At 43.4% G+C, this 21,041-nt stretch carries 18 protein-coding genes and 1 tRNA gene; 9 read left to right on the top strand and 10 right to left on the bottom strand.

Annotation, left to right across the window (positions count from 1 at the left end; translation table 11 throughout):
- Window positions 1-100 precede the first annotated feature (100 nt).
- Window positions 101-2,098: a methyl-accepting chemotaxis protein gene (locus ZX61_RS05085; protein ID WP_049843625.1), complete on the top strand. Its 1,998-nt coding sequence runs from the start codon at window positions 101-103 to the stop codon at window positions 2,096-2,098.
- A 112-nt stretch (window positions 2,099-2,210) separates the two neighbouring features.
- Here ZX61_RS05085 and ZX61_RS05080 read toward each other — a convergent pair whose 3' ends face one another.
- The 4 genes from ZX61_RS05080 to ZX61_RS05065 form a co-directional block, all read right to left on the bottom strand.
- Window positions 2,211-4,751, bottom strand: coding sequence for a beta-prism lectin domain-containing protein (locus ZX61_RS05080; RefSeq protein ID WP_049843624.1), 2,541 nt, complete (start codon window positions 4,749-4,751; stop codon window positions 2,211-2,213).
- 210 nt (window positions 4,752-4,961) lie between these two features.
- Window positions 4,962-5,570, bottom strand: coding sequence for a DUF2913 family protein (locus tag ZX61_RS05075; protein WP_049843623.1), 609 nt, complete (start codon window positions 5,568-5,570; stop codon window positions 4,962-4,964).
- A 135-nt stretch (window positions 5,571-5,705) separates the two neighbouring features.
- Window positions 5,706-7,340, bottom strand: a complete 1,635-nt coding sequence (locus ZX61_RS05070) for a hypothetical protein (RefSeq protein ID WP_049843622.1) — start codon at window positions 7,338-7,340, stop codon at window positions 5,706-5,708.
- A 418-nt stretch (window positions 7,341-7,758) separates the two neighbouring features.
- Window positions 7,759-7,835, bottom strand: a tRNA-Arg gene (locus ZX61_RS05065).
- Between the two features lie 201 nt (window positions 7,836-8,036).
- Between ZX61_RS05065 and folD the strand changes: the two genes are divergently transcribed.
- Complete coding sequence (gene folD, locus ZX61_RS05060) at window positions 8,037-8,897, top strand: bifunctional methylenetetrahydrofolate dehydrogenase/methenyltetrahydrofolate cyclohydrolase FolD (protein ID WP_049843621.1); 861 nt, start codon at window positions 8,037-8,039, stop codon at window positions 8,895-8,897.
- 109 nt (window positions 8,898-9,006) lie between these two features.
- Here folD and ZX61_RS05055 read toward each other — a convergent pair whose 3' ends face one another.
- From ZX61_RS05055 to ZX61_RS05040, 4 genes are all read right to left on the bottom strand, one after another.
- Window positions 9,007-10,206: a NupC/NupG family nucleoside CNT transporter gene (locus ZX61_RS05055; protein WP_049843620.1), complete on the bottom strand. Its 1,200-nt coding sequence runs from the start codon at window positions 10,204-10,206 to the stop codon at window positions 9,007-9,009.
- A gap of 227 nt (window positions 10,207-10,433) precedes the next feature.
- Complete coding sequence (locus tag ZX61_RS05050) at window positions 10,434-11,375, bottom strand: LysR family transcriptional regulator (RefSeq protein WP_049843619.1); 942 nt, start codon at window positions 11,373-11,375, stop codon at window positions 10,434-10,436.
- Window positions 11,376-11,432: 57 nt separating this feature from the next.
- The gene (locus tag ZX61_RS05045; RefSeq protein ID WP_049843618.1) at window positions 11,433-12,398 is read right to left on the bottom strand and encodes a lytic murein transglycosylase; all 966 of its coding nucleotides are present in this window, start codon (window positions 12,396-12,398) and stop codon (window positions 11,433-11,435) included.
- Between the two features lie 43 nt (window positions 12,399-12,441).
- Window positions 12,442-12,729 (bottom strand): YcgL domain-containing protein, encoded by a 288-nt coding sequence (locus ZX61_RS05040; RefSeq protein WP_049843617.1) that lies wholly within the window; start codon window positions 12,727-12,729, stop codon window positions 12,442-12,444.
- A 161-nt stretch (window positions 12,730-12,890) separates the two neighbouring features.
- On the opposite strand from ZX61_RS05040, the gene minC reads away from it, so the two are divergent.
- Genes minC through minE form a run of 3 tightly spaced genes read left to right on the top strand, consistent with a single transcriptional unit; the run spans window position 12,891 to window position 14,648 of the window.
- Window positions 12,891-13,553, top strand: a complete 663-nt coding sequence (minC, locus tag ZX61_RS05035; RefSeq protein WP_049843616.1) for a septum site-determining protein MinC — start codon at window positions 12,891-12,893, stop codon at window positions 13,551-13,553.
- 18 nt (window positions 13,554-13,571) lie between these two features.
- Window positions 13,572-14,384 (top strand): septum site-determining protein MinD, encoded by an 813-nt coding sequence (gene minD, locus ZX61_RS05030; RefSeq protein WP_049843615.1) that lies wholly within the window; start codon window positions 13,572-13,574, stop codon window positions 14,382-14,384.
- The gene (minE, locus tag ZX61_RS05025) at window positions 14,385-14,648 is read left to right on the top strand and encodes a cell division topological specificity factor MinE (protein WP_049843614.1); all 264 of its coding nucleotides are present in this window, start codon (window positions 14,385-14,387) and stop codon (window positions 14,646-14,648) included.
- Window positions 14,649-14,692: 44 nt separating this feature from the next.
- Here the strand turns inward: minE and ZX61_RS05020 are convergent, their stop codons facing one another.
- Window positions 14,693-15,577: a LysR family transcriptional regulator gene (locus ZX61_RS05020; protein ID WP_049843613.1), complete on the bottom strand. Its 885-nt coding sequence runs from the start codon at window positions 15,575-15,577 to the stop codon at window positions 14,693-14,695.
- A gap of 164 nt (window positions 15,578-15,741) precedes the next feature.
- Here ZX61_RS05020 and ZX61_RS05015 point away from each other — a divergent pair, with 164 nt between their 5' ends.
- The 3 genes from ZX61_RS05015 to ZX61_RS05005 are packed head-to-tail and all read left to right on the top strand — an operon-like array spanning window position 15,742 to window position 16,969.
- A complete protein-coding gene (locus ZX61_RS05015; RefSeq protein WP_049843612.1) occupies window positions 15,742-16,365 on the top strand; it encodes a glutathione S-transferase family protein in 624 nt (207 codons plus the stop codon).
- 8 nt (window positions 16,366-16,373) lie between these two features.
- On the top strand, window positions 16,374-16,754 hold the full coding sequence (locus ZX61_RS05010; protein ID WP_049843611.1) for a nuclear transport factor 2 family protein: 381 nt from the start codon (window positions 16,374-16,376) through the stop codon (window positions 16,752-16,754).
- Between the two features lie 2 nt (window positions 16,755-16,756).
- On the top strand, window positions 16,757-16,969 hold the full coding sequence (locus ZX61_RS05005) for a tautomerase family protein (RefSeq protein ID WP_049843610.1): 213 nt from the start codon (window positions 16,757-16,759) through the stop codon (window positions 16,967-16,969).
- A gap of 93 nt (window positions 16,970-17,062) precedes the next feature.
- On the opposite strand, the gene adhE is transcribed toward ZX61_RS05005, so the two are convergent.
- Window positions 17,063-19,762 carry a bifunctional acetaldehyde-CoA/alcohol dehydrogenase gene (gene adhE, locus ZX61_RS05000; RefSeq protein ID WP_049843609.1) on the bottom strand — a complete coding sequence of 900 codons (2,700 nt, stop codon included), beginning with the start codon at window positions 19,760-19,762 and terminating at the stop codon, window positions 17,063-17,065.
- 615 nt (window positions 19,763-20,377) lie between these two features.
- Here adhE and ZX61_RS04995 point away from each other — a divergent pair.
- Window positions 20,378-21,016: a YchE family NAAT transporter gene (locus tag ZX61_RS04995; protein ID WP_049843608.1), complete on the top strand. Its 639-nt coding sequence runs from the start codon at window positions 20,378-20,380 to the stop codon at window positions 21,014-21,016.
- The last annotated feature ends 25 nt before the right edge of the window (window positions 21,017-21,041 follow it).

The raw sequence follows: 21,041 nt of genomic DNA, 5'->3' as shown, positions 1-21,041 counted from the left end.
GAGGATATTAATCACAATAAGTTCTCTGTCACTTAACATTTCAATCAATTCAACTATGATCGAATCATCATAATTATAAATTCGAGTCAGGAGGCCACCTATGCGTTTGGTTATGCAACGCTTTTCTTTGCACCACATTTTTACTGCTCTGGCCGGGGTACCGCTTTTAATCGCACTCTTTATGGCGATTGAGCTCTCGCTGGTCAAAGGCGCTATTGTAGACCAAGCCTATAAAGATAAAGAGACCATAGAGCTTACCTTGCTGTATGACAATCTTGCCCACAACTTAGCGGTAGAGCGCGGTTTAACAGCAGGAGTACTTGGTAGTAAAGGTGCCCAAGAGCAAGTTGCTAACCTCAGAGCTCAACGTGCGAAAGCCGACCAACACATTGCGGCTTTTAATCAGTTCCAACCAAAACATATCTCTCAAGATTTAACCGATAAACTGAAACATGATCTCTCGGCCCAGTTAGCTGAGATTAACCAAATTAGAAACCAGGTCGATCAGCTTTCACCTAAACGCTCTCCTTTTGCGTACTACTCGAACTTAAACCAGTTGGCCATAGATAATGCCGCCCTGCTGGTGTCAGGTGTCAATAATGCACAAATTATCAGGTTAGGAAACTCTTTAACCTCTGTAATGATCATCAAGGAGCGAGCAGGCCAAGTTCGGGGGGCTTTAAATGGTGCATTTGCCAGAAAGCGATCGTCCATCGATCAATACACATCGATCGAGAACTATCTAAAGTCGGGGCAATATAGTGAGCGAGCAACAATGCTCACCATGCCCGAAGCTTACTTGCAACAATTTACCCAGGCTAAAAACAGCCCAACCTGGAAGCAAGTGGTCGACATCGAAAATCAGTATTTGGCTCAAAAGACCAGCCTAAGCAACCTTCAAGGCCCATCTGCGTTAGTTTGGTTCGGCTCTGCAACAGAGCGAATTAAATTGGTTAATGCCATTCGCAACGGCCTAGTTGAAGAGATGACCAATGTGGTTTCCCGACAGGCAAACTCTGCCCAGTGGCAGCTAAGCTTAATGATGGCAGGCAGTATTTGCTTGGGCGCACTTCTACTAGGCGGATTAGTTGTTAGCCTTTCTAGTCTCAAACGTCGAGTTGGCGAACTGACCTCCAATCTCGCCAGTATGTCGAAATCTAACGATCTTAGTTTGGTTCTCCAAGCCGATGGAAAAAATGAATTGTCGCAAATATCTCTCAGCGTCAACGGACTGATTGCGAGTATTAAGCAGCTCTTGGTGCGCGTTACCCAAAGTAATGACCACAGCCATCAACGACTCGACCAAATGGTGCAAGGTGCTGATGATTTGGGAGATAGTAGCCGCGCCACAGCAGATAAGTGTGGCAACATCGCAACGGCAATGACGCAGCTTTCGCAGTCTAGTCTCGAAATTGCTTCATCCTCTGAACGCTCATTGGAAGAAACAAAGCAAATGACCGACAAAGTACTCACCTGCCAACAACAGAGCCAAGATTCATATGTGATTGTAAAAGCACTAGTTAATCAAATAGAACAAACTCAAGACTGTATGCTGCAACTTGAACAAGATGCACAAAGCGTGAGCAAAATTGTCGATACAATCAATGGCATTTCTGAGCAAACAAACCTGCTCGCACTGAATGCGGCTATTGAGGCTGCACGAGCGGGTGAACATGGTCGTGGATTTGCTGTGGTTTCTTCTGAAGTACGCGACCTAGCGCAACGCAGCAAAGAAGCGACGGAACATATATCCCAGCTACTCTCAAACATCTCTACCAATACTCAAACCGCAGTCAACAACATGAATAAAAGTCGTGAGGCGACAGATTCAACGTTTAACTCGGTATCTGATGTGAATAACAGCGTATCTCAGCTTGAAGTTTTGATTGAGACCGTCAATGAGCACATTACCAGCATCGCCAATTCAACCATAGAACAATCTAAAGCGAGTGAGGCTGTCGACCAAGACATCGACGTGTTAACAGAGATCGCGCAAAATACCGGTCAACTTGCGGATACAATGAATGATATCGTGTCGAGTTATCGTGAAGAAGTTAGCGAAGTGAACGATCAACTGCTGAAGTTCAAACTCGTGTAAATCAACCCAACTAAAAACGCCAGTCACCTAGGACTGGCGTTTCTATTGGTCATCATTAGCGCTTATACCCGTCGGGATAAAATAGGTATTCCGACATTTATTCTGTTTGGTATTAGTCAACAATGAACTGCACTGCGTCGATATAGTCGCCCACAGCCCAAGCCTTCATATCTTCGATTTTCTTACCTTGAGGAACGTCAAATTTGCCAACTTTCTTGGCATAAGCGTAACGTTTAGACCCATAAAACAGCACTGTGCCATCTTGATACACAAAAGTAAGCGCAACCACATGGTTACCTCCCCAATAGAAAGTACCGTATGTCACCTCAACAGATACCACGCGTTCAAGATCAACATGAATACCTAGTACACCACCGTAACCACCAGCCATCTCATCTCCGTCAGCGCCCAACGCATCAATCATCCAACCTGAGCGAACATGAAGTTCATCATTCAGATCAAGTTCCACAGGCTGACCTGCTGGGAAACCATAGATTTCTGAGCTTTCATTTTCGCTGGCAACATAAGTACTAGAACGGTATGTGTTGTGCGTTAACCAACTTGGTTGATACTTGGTTGGCACTGTTCCGTCTTGATTAATATTGCTGATATAAAATGCGTGCTGGTTCCATATACGAGTCGCGTTTTGCCAAGGTTTATCATCGTCACCGGAGTTATAAACATAAACACCATGATTTAAGGCGTATCTTGCATCGTAATCATTTGCGACAACAATCAACTCAGCATCTTTGTCTCCAGCAAGATCAGCAACAATTGGGAACTCCCATAAACTCCCGGTCGAATTGTGAATTTCAGCAAGAGCTAATCCACTTCGACCATCGAGAATGCGTACCTTGGTTTGGTCTTGAACAAGTACTTCGTCAATTCCATTGCCTGTAAAGTCAAACGCAGACACACCAATTTTGCCACTAGTTAAATCATCATTAAGTACGGTCCAAACTAATTCACCATGGCGGTTATACATATCGACAGTGTTATATCCCGCATAAACAATACCTAACGTTTCGTTGCTTGATGTTTCAGATAACTCAAACTGAAGGGCTTCAACTAGCCAGCCTTTTGACCATACATTAACAGCACTAATTTTTTGGTTCTCAGGTAGTTGGAAATGCTGCGTTTTTTGCCAAAATGCTGCTCTTTTAGAGCCAAACATCACTGACGAACCATCTGCATAATAAAACTCAAGTGCTAGCAGATGCTTTCCTCCCCAGAAGTATTTACCTGAGGTGATCGCCACTTGGGTTACTTGGCTGAGATCGATAGGCGAATTAACGTGCCCACCGTCACCACCAACCAAGTTAAGCTCATTAGTACCAATTGCGTCAATTGCTAGACCAGAATTGATATAAAGAAGACTATTGTCCTCAACCTTAAGCTTAACGCTGGAACGATGTTTAAACCCATAAGTATCTGACTGAGATAGCTGCTCCGTCGATGACTTACCTAAGAAGTTCGATACCGCTTGCACACCGCCACCTGGGTTGCTGACATTGGTCACACTCCACTTAACGGAACCATCGTGCTCTAAGACAGAAAACGAGCTCTTGTCGGGCTCCTGAGAGGTTCTTGGGATAGAAACTATCAGCTCTGGGCTCGCATCATCATCTAAATTCGCCACCGATGAAAACCAAGCGCGGTAAAGGGTCGGGTGAGTCCAGACTACAGCGCCGTTAGCATTAAACAGTGATGTGTCAGCAAACACTTCTTGAACGCCATCGCCATCGGTATCAACTGGAATTGGAGAAGGACTCCATGCATATGAAAATCTGAGTAAGCCTGTTTCGTAACTATAAACGCCTTCGGCACCAAGAATTTCAACACTACCATCGTTGTCGATATCAGCAATGGCGAATTGACCTGCCGGATACCCTGTCGAAATGATTTCTATCTGTTTTTCTTGATAACCTTGATGGTCAATCACAGTGATGTGATTCGCACCGATCGCACCAGAGACGATCTCAATTTTCCCATCACCATCTAAATCAGCGGCAGCAACAGAATAGCGCGGATCAGCCATTACTGGCCCATCTCGATAATCCCACAACTCTGAACCATCTTTACCACTTAAAGCGCGTACCACCCCATTCTCATTGTACTTGGCACCCGAAAATGTGGTTACGATAATGTCTGCGATATCTTTGTTATCAATTTTACCATCTCCATTGTCGTCATTTAATTGAACGACGACAGGTGAGGACATAACTTGATTATATTGCGGCATAAAGTCACTGTCTTGCCATGACCAAGTCAAATCTGGTTTTACGAGAGGCTGCTTAGCAACCACTCGCATCGAACGCGGGGTTGAGAAATCGAGCATTTTTCCATTGTACGCCTTAACTGACTCCAATTCTTGATTTGGCGTATAGCCTTGGAATACAGCAAGTCTATTATATGAAAGGTTGTCCCAATCACTTAACATCACCCCTGTGCCAGGTGCAGCATAGACCTCTACTTCATGCTGGTAAATAAATCCGGGCAGCGAATAGCCGGAACGTTCTCCGACTTGTAAACAATATTTTTCGCCAGTTTCTAAACTAACAATACACCCCTCTCCTTCTGCAACTTGTGCAAGAGCAGAAGTCGCAGTTAAAGACATTAACACCGAGGTTAATGAAATCAGTTTGAGCTCCATCCTGAATTATCCTTCTAGTTATTGGAGCGGCAAATATCTTCTGTTAGATAAATTAGTTCAATAACTTACAAAGAAATCAGCTGTTCAATAATGAGACATCTCATAATTAAAACAAATATTAATTCGAAGACCTATTAGCAATAAAACCTAAGAAGTATTTAAATAGTGGGAATATAAACTTTGGGACTAATAAAATGAGAGTCGCGTTGGTTAACGCAGAGAGAGTGTTATTCTAACGAACTCACCATCTTCAAATTCTACATGATGGTCGAATAGGGACGAAGAATAGATAGTTCGAAGAAAAGCGTGTTTTTCTCCACGAATACCACGAAACAACATCGAAATATCTTCAACAAGACGGTTGCGATTATTAAAGTGAGTATTCAAATCTTTAGACAAAACACACAATAGGCAACCTTTGCTATTATGCTGCAGATCAACGGCTTCTGGGCTTGAGACTAAAACCGTGGTGTTTAACTCTTTCTCTAAGGTGTTAACCAATAACAAAAAACTATCTAGATGTGGTAGTTCATCTCCCGCGGCCGGAACAAGCAAATTACTTAACATTGACTCCATATCTAGCCGCTGAGCGCGAGCATGACTCACCAAGGATTTTACTTTCTTTTTAAAGGGTTTGTATTTTTTGCTATTCGCTGCCTTATTTAACCAAGCAGAAAGAATATCATTGATTTGAGAACGAGATTGTCGTTCTAGAGCGCTAGCAGTATGGTTAGTGCGCAAGTGAAGCAAGGCATGAAGAGCGAGTTCCGCTAGCAACGGTTCGAATTCAGGTTTAATTTTGGTATGGATACTGCGCATGTTCTCTGAACGTAAGGTGCCAAGCTCTAGCTTAGTCTATAAGGATTTATTTAAGGATCGACATGCTACCGAAAAGCATTGCGTAAGTACAGTAATCAATCAATGTCTGGTCAACCTGCTAACAAATTGATTTGTCTAGGCAAGAACAGGATTCTTAAGACGCTTTTGAACAATGCGCTTTGCTTTTTGGATTTGAGTTACCTTAGGGTGAAGAGGATCTTGTTTTATCAAGTTTTCAATGACTATTCCGACACTTACCGGAAACTGCTCTTTCAGTAACTCTAGATTACTATTGTCTGAAACCTCGAACTTGAGCATAGCGTTAATGAAATGTGAATGATGATTAATAAAGTAAGGCGCTTCTTTCGCTTTTATCGCCAATTCCTCTATTACCTGACCCAATGAAGCCTTTTCTTTAGCTTCGTTCATCGCTTGCGTTTTTTGGTTCAATATCCTCTCTGCTTTATCAAGTACAATACAGCTAATCGTCATTGCGATATCTTTCCTAGCCACATTAACCTGCCTCAACTCTTCCAACCATTGCTTGGCAAGATCCAGACATCCAATATGAAGCGCGACAGCAAGCATAACGAACTTGCGGTGCTCTAATTTCGTTTGAACATACAGAACCTCAAGCCGCTTAGGTGAGCACACAGGATTGAAGCCATTGACTTGAAATAGCAACTGATACAAGCCTTTTGACAGCTTATGGCTATCAATTAAGTCATGCTCTTGAATTGCAAGAATCACTTTCAATGAAGTTTTTAAAGTCGCAGGGTTCATCCTATTTTGCGTCTTAAGTGCTATCAGAGCTTCAAGGAATAAACGCAGCTCTTCGATCAGAATCAGTTCTCCGTCATCCAATACTGAGTCATAGTCAATCTTAGCAAGGAACACTGAGGCTTTACGATAGTCAGACTGCACAATACACAGCATCACGCACTTTAAAGTAAGATGAACGACATGTGGGTAACGGATCGACAGCTTAATCATTACTCGAACCGCTTTATCTAAGTCACAATCGAGCAGGGAATGACGAGCTGTGAGTTGCGCGACTAGGGGATCATCTGGATAGCCGAGCAGCTCATATTCATGAGCGAGTTCGAGTGCTTCTTCATTGTGACCAAGTTCATCATGCAAAGAAATCAGTTTCACTATTGGCCAACGATGTTTCACGCGCCGAGCGAGCTGCTTAAGAACCTGAATCGCGGAATCGTGCTTGTCTTGTTTTACATAGCATTCGACGACGACTTTGTAAAAATCCAGCCACTCTATCCCTTTCTTTTTGGATTGGAGATTACAAATTTCTATCGCATCATCGAATAAACCAATATCCAGCTTTTTGTGCACTTTTGACAGTATCGAGCGCTTAATTAAACTGCTAAAGATAAGATGTTTAAACTGATTGTAGTTAAACGGGTGACCTAGGATATTGTCCGGCTCCAACTCCTCAGCCCCTCTAAGATGTTCATCGTCACTGCTATTAACAACCACAACAAATGAACAATCATGTGAATGAGCCAGACTTTGCTGATACAAATAATGATACTTGGGACCAACAACCCTCTTCTTACTCGCATAAGAACAAATAATCAGATCAAAGCGATACTGATTGACGAATTGCTTAAATGTCATCACGTTTTGAGCCTTGTGCAACTTATCCTCTGCACCACCCATTTTCTTCAACATATTCTTTATCGAAGACGATAACATACTGTTTTCTTCAACAATGAGTATCCGCTTATCGCTTAAGTCTTGTTTGTCCGCCATGTATCTACATCTATCAATTTTATTTCAACTGAGTGCTAGGTAAAGACGACATGTAAATGCTCACCACTAGCCGAAGACCTAGATACACGAGCAGGCGAATAGTTACAAATTAATCATTATAAAAATAAAATTTCTTTTTATTTTTCAATCAAATACAAGACTTTCCAGCCACCAATAAGCATTCACAAGCTTAAACATAAAAACACAAGCATTTATAAATCAAATAATTAATGATTAAAACTTCACCAAAGGGAATTTAATTTTCCCGAAACCAGGAAGTGAGTTCATTGATTACAACAGTAGAAGCGGTGCAGAAGCGAAGAAAGACAAAAAGGTACTGGCCTGCAAAGCCAGATGACTTTGTTTTAAAAAAGCAAAAACCCGATAACTCTATGAGCTATCGGGTTCCTTAAATAAATGGCACGCCCTGTAGGATTCGAACCTACGACCACATCCTTAGAAGGGACGTGCTCTATCCAGCTGAGCTAAGGGCGCGCTACAGGAAAAGGATTATACGAGTTCGAATTCTTAAAACAAGGGATTTTAATAACATTATGATCTGACTGACTAAAAAAAAGTCACAGAATTCTATTTTGATTAAAAACACCACAAAGCAAACGTTTGCTTCTAGATGTTCGTCAAATAATTTGCGACAATGCGCTGCAAATAATTCGCCATTCTTATTAAAGGAAAGTCATGACTGCTCAAAATATTGATGGAACTCTAATTTCCCAAACTGTTCGCTCAGAAGTTGCTGCTCGTGTAAAAGCTCGTAAAGAAGCGGGTTTACGCGCGCCTGGCCTTGCAGTCGTTCTTGTCGGCGAAGATCCGGCTTCTCAAGTTTATGTCGGTAGCAAGCGTCGCGCATGTGAAGAAGTCGGCTTTGTCTCTAAATCTTTTGACCTTCCGGCGACAACAACAGAAGAAGAACTACTCGCGCTTATTGACAAGCTCAACAGTGATACTGAGATTGACGGTATTCTTGTTCAGTTGCCGCTTCCAGCAGGTATTGATACAACACATGTACTGGAGCGCATTCACCCAGAGAAAGACGTTGATGGCTTCCACCCTTACAACGTAGGCCGTTTAGCACAGCGAATTCCTAAGCTACGTTCTTGTACCCCAAAAGGGATTATTACTCTACTAGAGCGTTATAACATTAACCTACGTGGCATGCATGCTGTAGTCGTCGGTGCATCAAACATTGTCGGTCGCCCCATGACGCTTGAGCTACTGCTGGCGGGCTGTACAACAACAACCTGTCACCGTTTCACCAAAGACCTTGAATCGCACATTCGCCAAGCTGATTTGGTTGTGGTAGCAGTAGGTAAACCAAACTTTATTCCTGGTAACTGGATTAAAGAAGGTGCGGTTGTGGTTGATGTCGGTATTAATCGCCTTGAGTCAGGTAAACTTGTCGGTGATGTGGACTATGACAAGGCGAAAGAGCGCGCGAGCTTTATTACTCCAGTGCCAGGAGGTGTTGGGCCAATGACCGTCGCAAGTCTAATTGAAAATACCATGCTAGCTTGTGAGCAGTTCCATACTAAGAAATAGAAGCGAGAAAAGATTGGAGGGTTGGCACTCAATGCCAACCCTTTTTATTACCATCATCCCCGAGAGCGAGCGTTCTCGCATCTCGAAGGACGAAGTCCGCTCTCGACTCCTAAAGGCTGAGAATCACACCCGCAATCGAAGCGCTCATTAAGTTTGCCATCACACCTGCCGCAATAGCACGGAAGCCATATTTTGAAATAAATGGGCGCTTTTCAGGAACTAGACTACCTAAACCACCGATTAACATTGCCATTGTTGAGATATTCGCAAAGCCACAAAGCGCAAAAGTAACAATCGCTTGAGAATGCTCACTTAGCTGCGCTTTTACATCCATTAACTGGATAAAGGCCACGAACTCATTAACCACAATTTTATTACCAATTAATGAGCCTGCTGTAATTGCCTCACTCCATGGAATACCGAGTAACCAAGCAACTGGGGCAAAAAGGTAACCAAGGATTAGCTCAAAGCTGAGTTCGATACCGACTAGGCCACCAAGCCAACCTAGCATTCCGTTCAGCATCGCAATCACACTAATAAATGCCAATAAGGTTGCACCAACAGCTACCGCAATACGTAAACCAGACATTGCACCATCTGCCATCGCCTCTACCACATTGGTTGCTTTCGGCATATCTGCGTTATCGAGTTCAGTGCTTGAGCTAATGGCCTCTGTTTCTGGAACTAACATTTTCGCCATTAACAGACCTGCTGGCGCAGACATGAATGCCGCGGCAATAAGGAAGTTTAGATCAACACCTAACGACGCATAGCCGACCAAAGTACCACCAGCAACAGAAGCTAAACCACCACACATGACGGCAAAAAACTGAGAGTCGGTCATTTGTCTAAGGTAAGGCTTAACCACTAGTGGTGCTTCTATCATGCCAACAAATATATTGGCGGTTGCAGATAGTGACTCTGCACGGCCAATACCTAGCAACTTTTGTAAGCCACCACCAATTAGGTTAATCACCTTTGGCATTAGACCAATATGATACAAGCCTGAGATCAGTGCCGAGAAGAAGATGATGATGCCCAATACGTTAATCGCAAATGTAAAACCACCTGTCGCCAAACCACCAAACAAGAAAGCGATGCCTTCCTGACCATAGTTAATAAGGTTTGAAACCGCACCTGTCACACTATTTAGTGCCTCTTTACCCGCAGGGACATAAAGCACCAGCAGAGCAAAAGTGATTTGCAGAGCAAAAGCCAACGAAACCGTTTTTAAATTGATTTTCTTTCTATTTGTAGAAAGCAGCCATGCCGTAAACAGGATGGCGACAATGCCTAGAATTGAGTTCATAGATTGGATCCGACATTAAGGGAACAAGAGTGGCGTCGGAGTTTAGTGATATAAAAATGAGATGCAAATCACAGTTGTTAACCGGATGTAGTTTGGTTAGCACAAATAACCACCAACACTTTATCTCATTGATTTTTAACCATATAAACGTTTGCTTGGGTCGATATTTTCTGTATAGAAATTATGTTTATAACCTAAGAAAAATTAACTTATCAAACCATATCCAGTTAAGGTTTCTGAATATAAGGATCTAGTTTCTTATCCCAGTAGCAAGGACTGCCAATTTGCTGCTTAATAAATTCGATCACGGCAACAGTCTTCTTGGGCAGATAACGTCGGCTCGGGTACACAGCGTAAAACGGCATACTTTGCGAGGCGGTCCAATCAGGAAATAGCTGGATAAGTTGACCATTTTTAAACTCATCACCGATGAGATACGTGGCAAGATACGCAATCCCCCACCCCGCCACAGCAGCATCACGAACAGCCTCAGCTAAGTCAACTGAATAGTTCCCTGAGACCTTAATATTTAGGAGTTCTTGTTGTTTAGTAAAAGCCCATCGAGTGTAGTCTCTCTCCCAACTCCTATAGATCAAGCAATTATGTTCTGTCAATTCATTTGGATGACTGGGAGTTTGATGTTGGACTAAATAGTCGGGAGAAGCAGCAACGACAAACTGAGAATCAGCTAAACGTTGAGCCACGTATCCTTCAGGTAAGTGCTCATTATTCGTGATCCAGAGATCTAGTCCTTCTTCTAGCATATCGACCTTATAGTCGAATAGGTGAACCTCGACTTGCAAACTAGGATATTGTCGTCGTAATTCATCAATTGCAGGAATGATATGCAAAGTACCAAATGACTGCGATAAACCAATTTTCACTAAGCCCGCCACTTCATCGCGCTGACTTTCAACTTCAAGCTGCGCTTCACCGATAATGGTAACCAATTGAGCACAGTGTTCATAAAATCTCTGCCCTGCTTCTGTCGGTGTAAAACTGCGTGTAGTGCGTTGCACCAGCTTCACACCTAACGACGACTCAAGCTGAGCCAATTGCTTACTCACATGGGAAACTGATACCCCTAGGCTCTTAGCAGCCAAGGTAAAGTTCTTATGTTTTAGCAAGGCAGCAAATACCACCATTTGTGCAGCACGTTCTGAAAGCACACTCTCTCCAAAATGAAAAAGGAGCTCAATTGAACTCCTTTGGTTTGCGTTGTTTATCTACAGTGTAATTCTATCCGCTAGATGACTGACGGCTAGTGCAAAATAGTAAGAGCGGTTCCACTTCATCAAAACATTATAGTTGTTGTAGACCAGATAAACTCGACCATTCGCATTATCTGGTGCAGTCAACCATGCATCCACATCGACTTTAGGCAGCGCGCTACCATCATAACGAGTGATACCAAGTCGATTCCATTCGGCTAAAGTTTTTTCTTTACCTTCAACCCTGCCCTCTAAGTTCATGTCAAAATCTTGTGGCAATTTAACTTGGCGCCCCCAAGTAAACTTGTCATCCCAACCTGACTGGCTCAAATAGTTCGCGGCTGACGCGAACACGTCCGCTTCGGTATTCCAGATATCTTTCTTACCATCTCCGCTTCCATCTGCGGCATAAGAAAGAAATGAGCTTGGCATAAACTGACACTGGCCCATTGCGCCTGCCCAAGAGCCTTTAAAGTCATCAACCTCAATGTGCCCTTCTTCTAATATTTGTAGTGCAGCCATCGCTTCCCTACGGAAGAAAGCTTCACGGCGACCGTCGTAAGCAAGCGTTGATAACGCATCTATCACTCTGTAATTACCAGTGAATTTGCCAAAATTACTTTCGACACCCCATAACGCGACGATAAAACGTGGCTGTACACCGTATTCTTCACCAATTCGACTCAGCTCTGCATAGTGTTCTTTGTACAGCGCTTTCGCTTGCTTAACCTTCCAGTCGGGTACTGCACGAGGAATATACTCGTCCAGCGTTAATTTCTTTTCCGGCTGGTTTTTATCCGCTTTAATCGCACGTGGCTTATGGGTTACATTCTCGAAAGCCTGAGTGATAACCAGTTCTGAGATGCCCTTGGTTCGCGCTTCTTGTTTTAGGCCTTCAACATATTGTTCAAAACTCACCTCATTGGCATAAACAGAGGTGGCAAAAGTGAACCCTAGAACGACTGACAGTATTTTTTTCACATTGCCCTCCTTGAGCAAATGAAACCAACAATCAAATTATTTTTTACTCTTTAGATTGCTGACGAGCTTGTTTTTGTTCTTTATATTCATCGAGTAGGTTTTTTGGCGGCGGTGGTACTTGTAAGAAAAAACCGTCATCTTTAAGCGACTGTTTGACTTTTTCCACATCAACTTGTGCCAGCGTACGCCCTTCCAGTTTGACCACCATAACCATAATAGGTTTGCCAAACATTTGCATTAAAGTGTCAGGAACTTGTGAAAAATCATCCTTTTTCGGGATATATAAGTAAGTGCCTTCTTTTTTAGAACTTTTGTAAATTGCACAAAGCATTGGAAGCCTTTTGTCCGTTTAATTCATGGAACGTCAATGTTTCGCTATTTTTTAAAGCAAAACACTCAATTGAGCGCAAGATAACTTGCTGTGCTTATTCTGGGAATATAACATGACACCCCTAGTCTCAGGCAACGCCCTTAAGAGGTTGTAAGTAAAAGATGTCACAGACCCCAGACCTAAAAGGCAGCAGCTTTACTTTGTCAGTTTTGCACCTTTCTGACAATAATATTGATAAAGCTATCCATTTCCTACAAGAAAAGGTAGAGCAAGCACCGGCATTTTTTGCTCATGCCCCTGTTGTCATTAATATTTCAAAAGTCGATGGTGACATTGACTTTGTGAGACTGAAAGAAGGCATTTCTCAAGCAGGCATGATTCCAGTTGGTGTCACTGGGTGCAAAGACAGACGGACGCAGAATCTAGCTTCAGAAGCTAAATTCGCTGTCATGTCGGCAAGCAAATCGCCAACTCAAGCACCCGCGACAATGGCCCCCGCTAAGGTCATTCGCACCCCCGTACGTTCTGGGCAACAAATTTATGCCAAGGACAGCGATCTAGTGGTACTTAACCATGTCAGCGAGGGGGCAGAGGTCATTGCAGATGGTTCCATTCATATTCATGGAACGTTACGCGGCCGGGCAATCGCTGGTGCTAGCGGAAATACCGGCGCAGTCATCATCTGCAATAAGCTTAATGCCGAACTTATGTCGATTGCGGGGCACTACTGGCTCACCGAGCAATTCGCAGACGAGTTCTGGCAGCAAAAAGTTATGTTTAGTTTGAACGACGACTCACTCAAGTTCGAGTTGTTAACGATTTAATCTTATAAGGAACACATAATGGCACGCGTTATTGTTGTCACTTCAGGTAAAGGTGGGGTGGGTAAAACCACTTCAAGCGCAGCGATCGCTTCTGGCCTTGCTTTAAAAGGAAAAAAAACCGCAGTTATCGATTTTGATATCGGTCTGCGTAACTTAGATTTGATCATGGGCTGCGAACGCCGAGTCGTATACGACTTTGTTAATGTAATCAATGGTGAAGCGACCTTGAACCAGGCAATGATCAAAGACAAGCGCACAGAGAATCTGTTCATTCTTCCTGCTTCTCAAACTCGCGATAAAGATGCATTAACCAAAGAAGGCGTTCGTCGTATTCTTGATGAGTTAGATGAAATGGGCTTCGACTTTATTATCTGTGATTCACCGGCAGGTATCGAGCAAGGTGCGCTGATGGCACTATACTTTGCAGATGAGGCCATCGTTACTACTAACCCTGAAGTCTCTTCTGTCCGCGATTCTGACCGTATTCTTGGTATCTTAGACTCTAAGTCACGCCGTGCGGAAGAAGGCTTGGAGCCAGTGAAGCAGCATCTGCTGCTGACGCGTTACAACCCAACACGCGTTACACAAGGTGAAATGCTTAGCGTTGAAGACGTAGAAGAGATCCTTCATATCTCGCTACTGGGTGTTATCCCAGAGAGTCAGGCAGTACTCAATGCGTCTAACAAAGGCGTACCTGTCATTTTCGACGAGCAGTCTGACGCAGGTATGGCCTATAACGATGCTGTTGAGCGCCTGCTTGGTCAGCAAGTGGATTTCCGCTTTCTGACTGAACAGAAGAAAGGAATCTTTAAACGACTATTCGGAGGCTAAATGTCACTACTTGAGTTTTTCCGTCCCCAGAAAAAAAGCTCTGCAAACTTGGCCAAAGAGCGTTTGCAAATTATTGTGGCAGAACGACGTAGCCAGGATGACCCAGCGCCCTCGTACCTACCGCAGTTGAAAGAAGATATTCTTAAAGTGATCAGCAAGTACGTCGCCATTGATCCGTCTATGGTTGATTTGTCCTTCGAGCACAAAGATGACGATATTTCCGTGTTGGAGCTTAACGTTAAGCTACCTGAAGACGAGAAGTAGAACGATCCGATGAATAGAACCCTCCGCATATGCGAGGGTCCTATTTATAATGGTTTATGACTTTCAAACCACCTCTCGACGAAGTTAATACACTGTATAACCGCGGGTGGTACAAACTGGCGTGCAGGATATAACGCATATAGTGTGAGCTTACTTTTCTCGCTGTCAGGCAAAACTTCAACCAGTTCACCTTTCTCCAACAGTTCGCGGCATACGAACTCGGGTAAATAACCAATCCCCAAATCGGCTTTGATTACTTGCAGCATAAACAACACGCTATTTACACGCAATGAACCAGAAGTAGCAACAAACCCATCAACAGGCCAAACGTTTTTTCCTTTAAAGTAAGCATATTCAAAACAGTTGTGAGCCAAAAGATCTTGAGCTGATGAAATGTGAGCATGATGGTTAAAATAACCAGATCCAGCGCATAGGTGGTACTGAAATTCACATAATGCCCTGCCGATATAATTGGAATCAAATGGCTGGCTTGAGGCTCTAAAACCTAAGTCGAACCCTTCAGCAACTAAATCAATGTTTTCATCCCCTAAGTGAATGTCAATATCGACATCCGGATATGCGCGCATAAAATCGGCAAACAGCATAGACAAGTCTGTGATTCCTAGTGCCATTGGCGCATTGACCTTGATCTTCCCTCTCGGTGCTTGAGCCAACGTTTTTACAAATGCATCTGCATCACCGACCTTATTCAGAATTTCGTTGGCATATTTTAGGTACTCTTTACCGACATGAGTCAGTTGAATATTTCGTGTCGTTCTGTGCAACAGCCTCGCTCCTAGATCTTGCTCTAATCGGCTGATTTCCTTGCTTACCATAGATTTTGATGTTCTCTCCTGCTCAGCAAGACGAGTAAAGCTCCCTACTTCTACCAGACGAACAAATAGTTCGATCGCTCTTAGTTTGTTCATATATCGCCCTGCTCTAACTGTTCTCATTCCAGAAACACATGGTTCTCATTGTCACTATATATCTCAACAATCGTTTGCTCTATTGTTTTTCTTGCCGGCATATGAAATTAATCGTTTTCGTCCAGTGAACGGAAACTAAACGACTAAAGTTGGGAGTTAACATCATGTATACCTTATATTTTTTACCAGAGGCTTGCTCTCTCGCTACTCAAACCGTGTTACGCGAACTTCAGCAAGAAGTGGCTTTAATTAATGTGCAAAGCTTAGAGTCGTTTTCTCAAATTAACCCAGTAGCGAACGTCCCTGTCCTTGTTGATGGCGATCAAACCTTAACCGAAGGCGCAGCCATCATGCTTTACCTACTTGAAAAGCATCCATCAAAACTGTGGCCGAATGATGACCCAGTTGCGAAACAAGTTGCTACCCAGAACATCATGTTTGCGAATGCCACCATGCACCCGGCTTACAGCAAGTTGTTTTTTGCAGCAAGCTCCATCTCTGAAGAGGAGCTACGCCAGCAGATTTTCGATGCGGCAACCTCAAGCATCAATAAGCTTTGGCAAGTTGTCGAACAGAAACTGGAAGACGCTCCGTTTTTAGGCGGGATCCAGATCTCTCCTGCAGACATCATGCTGGCAGTATATTCGCGTTGGGGTGCTGCTTTTCCTGTCGATATCATCATCCCTGCTAAATCGCAGCAGATGATTGATCGAGTATTAGCGAGGCCGAGCTTCACTACTTCACTAAATGCTGAATATCAGAATGTCAGTCCAATAGCGGCTAAGTAGAGAGACACATGAAAAGTGACAACCACCTTCAAAACGACTTTGAGACCATTACAAACGTGATTGAGCAATATTTTACCGGCATACATAGCGGCGATAGCCAATTGTTAGCTCGCATCTTTCACCCCGATGCTTATCTCAAAGCCCCTGATTTGAGACGAGAACTCACCGAGTGGTTAACACTCGTAGAACAGCGACCGAAACCAATCGATCGTGGTGATTACTATGGCTATCAAATCCTATCAATAGACATCATTGGCCATCAGGCGATGGTAAAAGTGTTATGTCCATTGTTAGGTCGGACTTACATCGATTTTCTTGGCTTATTGTATGAAAACCGACAGTGGCGAATCGTCAATAAGATGTATGCAGACTATAAAGATAAGGAGTGAACATGCCCTATATCAACGTCAAGGTGACTGACGAACAAGTCACATCTCAACAAAAGCACAAAATCATCAACGCGATGACCCAAGTCATGGTTGATGTATTGGGCAAAGATCCAGCAACTACTTTCGTTGTCATCGACGAAATCAATACCGACAATTGGGGCATTGGTTTTGATCAGGTGTCCCAACTACGCGAGCAGAAATTGGCTCTTAAGTAAAAAAAGCCCCAGTCTCTCGACTGGGGCTTTGATCTTTTCCCGATTTGTAGGTTCCGTGCTAGCGAAAACCTATCTCATACTGAACCTTACTTATTAAGCTTCAGTTTTTACTTTTTTAGCTTTCGCTGCAGGCTTAGATTCTTGGTCGGCTTTCTTCTTGATAACAGTCGTACCTTCGAAAGTTTCACCTTCTACGAATGCTTTACCGTAGTAAGAAGCAAGTAGCACTTCTTTAAGCTCAGTGATTAGTGGGTAACGTGGGTTGGCACCTGTACACTGATCATCGAACGCTTCAACTGCTAACTCGTCTAGTTTCGCAACGAAGTCTGCTTCAGATACGCCAGCTGATTGAATCGACAGTGGAATATCTAGGTCGCCTTTCAGCTCTTCCAACCATGCTAGTAGACGTTCAATCTTCTGAGCAGTGCGGTCACCAGCTTGGCTTAAGCCTAGGTGGTCAGCAACTTCAGCGTAACGACGACGTGCTTGTGGACGATCGTATTGAGAGAACGCAGTTTGCTTAGTTGGGTTATCGTTCGCGTTGTAGCGTACAACGTTAGAGATTAGTAGTGCGTTCGCCAGACCGTGTGGTAGGTGGAACTCAGCACCAATTTTGTGCGCCATAGAGTGACAAACACCTAGGAATGCGTTCGCAAACGCGATACCAGCGATAGTCGCAGCGTTGTGTACTTTCTCACGAGCGATTGGGTCATTAGCACCGTTCGCGTAGCTTGAAGGTAGGTACTCTTTTAGCATCTTAAGCGCTTGTAGAGCTTGACCGTCTGAGTACTCGTTAGCAAGAACAGATACGTAAGCTTCTAGAGCGTGAGTTACTGCATCGTAACCACCGAATGCTGTTAGAGACTTAGGCATGTTCATTACTAGGTTAGCATCAACGATAGCCATGTTTGGTGTGATTTCGTAGTCAGCTAGTGGGTACTTAGCACCAGTCTTGTCGTCAGTAACAACCGCGAATGGAGTAACTTCAGAACCAGTACCAGATGTAGTAGTGATACATACAAGCTCAGCTTTCTTGCCCATTTTAGGGAACTTGTAGATACGTTTACGGATATCCATAAAGCGCATTGCTAGTTCTTCGAAGTGAGTTTCTGGGTGCTCGTACATAACCCACATGATCTTAGCTGCATCCATTGGTGAACCACCACCTAGAGCTAGGATTACGTCAGGTTGGAAGCTCTTCATTGCTTCTGCGCCTTTCTCAACAACAGATAGTGTTGGATCAGCTTCTACGTCAAAGAAAGTTTGAACTTCGATGCCTTGTTCTTTAAGCAGTTTAACGACTTCATCAGCGTAACCGTTGTTGAATAGGAAACGGTCAGTGACTAGGAATGCGCGTTTCTTACCTTCTAGGTCGCTCATTGCGATTGGAAGGCTACCACGACGGAAGTAGATAGACTTAGGTAGTTTGTGCCACAACATGTTTTCAGCTCGCTTAGCTACAGTTTTCTTGTTGATAAGGTGCTTAGGACCAACGTTTTCAGAGATAGAGTTACCACCCCATGAACCACAACCAAGAGTTAGAGACGGTGCAACGTTGAAGTTGTAAAGGTCACCGATACCACCGTGAGTAGTTGGGATGTTTACAAGGATACGTGCTGTCTTCATCTTGTCACCGAAGTAACGGATGCGATCTGCGTTTACGTCTTGGTTAGTGTAAAGACCAGATGTGTGGCCGATACCACCGATTTCAACCATAGTTACCGCTTGAGCAACAGCGTCTTCGAAGTTGTCAGCGCGGAATAGACCTAGAGTTGGAGATAGTTTCTCGTGTGCAAACTCGTCGTCGATCGATACCTTACCTAGACCTTCACCTACAAGTACTTTTGTATCTGCAGGCACTTTAACGCCAGCCATTTCAGCGATTGCTGGAGCAGGTTGACCTACGATTTTCGCGTTTAGGTTACCGTCGATAAGAAGTACTTTACGTACTTTATCTGCGTCAGCTTTAGATAGAACGTGAGCTTTGTGAGAAGCAAAACGCTCTTTCACTTCGTCATATACTTCGCTAACTACGATAGCTGCTTGCTCAGAAGCACATACTACGCCGTTATCGAATGTTTTAGACATAAGGATAGAAGCTACAGCACGTTTGATGTCAGCAGTTTCATCGATAACTACAGGAACGTTACCTGCACCTACACCGATTGCTGGCTTACCAGAAGAGTATGCTGCTTTAACCATGCCTGGACCACCTGTTGCAAGGATAAGTGCAATACCGTCGTGCTTCATAAGAGCGTTAGAAAGCTCTACAGATGGTTGATCAATCCAGCCGATGATGTCTTTTGGTGCGCCCGCAGCTACTGCTGCATCTAGAACTAATTTCGCTGCATCGTTAGTAGAGTTCTTGGCACGTGGGTGTGGCGAGAAGATGATGCCGTTACGCGTTTTTAGAGAGATTAGAGATTTAAAGATTGCAGTAGATGTTGGGTTAGTTGTTGGTACGATACCACAGATGATGCCCACAGGCTCAGCGATAGTCATAGTACCTAAGTTGTCATCCTCTTCTAGGATGCCACATGTTTTTTCATCTTTGTATTTGTTGTAGATGAACTCTGAAGCAAAGTGGTTTTTGATTACTTTGTCTTCAACAATACCCATGCCAGACTCTTCAACCGCTTGTTGTGCTAGCGGGATACGAGCGTGGTTAGCTGCTAAAGATGCTGCACGGAAGATTGCATCTACTTTCTCTTGAGAGAATGTTGCAAACTCTGCTTGCGCCGCTTTAACGCGAGCAACCATTGCATCTAGTTCAGCCATATTAGTTACAGGCATAGTGAATCTCCTAAATTGATAAATATTCAAAACTTTTTTAGTAAGGTCACTGTGATTGTTGAAACAGAGAACTTAGTAAATCGCTTTCAGGACTGAGTATATTATTTCAGGTTATGAAAATAATTGACCCAGATCAGTTCTCAAAAACTATTTACCCACTTAGTGGTACCTAATTCTCAAAATTCACTTTAAACCCATAATAATCATAGACTTAAATCACAAAACCCTGTTGGGCAAATTTTCAGCAGTTAGCCCTTTATATTTGTCAAATGACCACATTTTGTAAAAAAGTTTCATTTTTTGACCACATACTTACATGTGATCCATAAAATTTGTGCTACTGAGAGTATATCCTAAGCGCATTATCTCTCTATATTCAGTCTCTATTTTTATTTAAAATGTGCGAATGTTAACGTTTATGTCAAACGTACCATCTTCTAACCACACTCTACATAACATAGTAAGTCATTAGTGTTTACGTTTTCTTCAATAATAAGATTTTCTCAGTAATGAAATAGGTTTAACGTTAGTTTTTTTCATTCGTTCATGAGTAAGATTTCGACTATATTCCGCATGTAATCTGTTCCTTCTTTTTACTTTGTTTGGACACACCGAATGCAGACCTTCGAAATCGCTATATTTTTGCAGTTTTTCCTTGGCTTGGTAGCTGCAGTTAACCCTGTTGGCATCATGCCTGTGTTCGTTTCTCTAACCGGTCATATGACTCAAGAAGAGAAGCACAAGACTGCGGTCACTGCGAACCTTGCTGTGGCGATTATATTGGTCGTATCTCTAATGGCAGGGCAGATACTGCTCGATATGTTTAGCATTTCGCTAGACTCGTTCCGAGTAGCGGGTGGTCTATTGCTTCTGAGTATCGCGTTTTCGATGATGAGCGGTAAGCTAGGTGAAGATAAACAGAACAAACAAGAGAAGTCTGAATACGTTAGCCGCGAACAAATCGGTGTTGTACCACTCGCCATGCCCCTTATGGCTGGGCCAGGTGCAATTAGCTCGACTATCGTTTATGGCTCTCGCTATCCAGGCATGTTCGACACCGTCGGTATCGTAATTACCATCATCATTTTTGCTTTGTGTACCTGGCTACTATTCCGTTCGGCACCATTAATCGTGCGCTTCCTAGGTCAGACTGGGATCAACGTAATCACTCGTATTATGGGTTTGATTCTTGGTGCTCTGGGCATTGAATTTATTGCTAACGGCCTACGTAACCTCTTCCCAGGGTTAGCCTAAGCCAAATTATCGAGTATGATAGAAT

Origin of the sequence: Vibrio sp. VPAP30, assembly GCF_001188205.1 — a bacterium.
Classification (GTDB): Bacteria; Pseudomonadota; Gammaproteobacteria; order Enterobacterales; family Vibrionaceae; genus Vibrio; species Vibrio bivalvicida.
The sequence above is the reverse complement of the archived record's forward strand: the minus strand, read 5'-3'. Positions and strand labels throughout refer to the sequence as shown.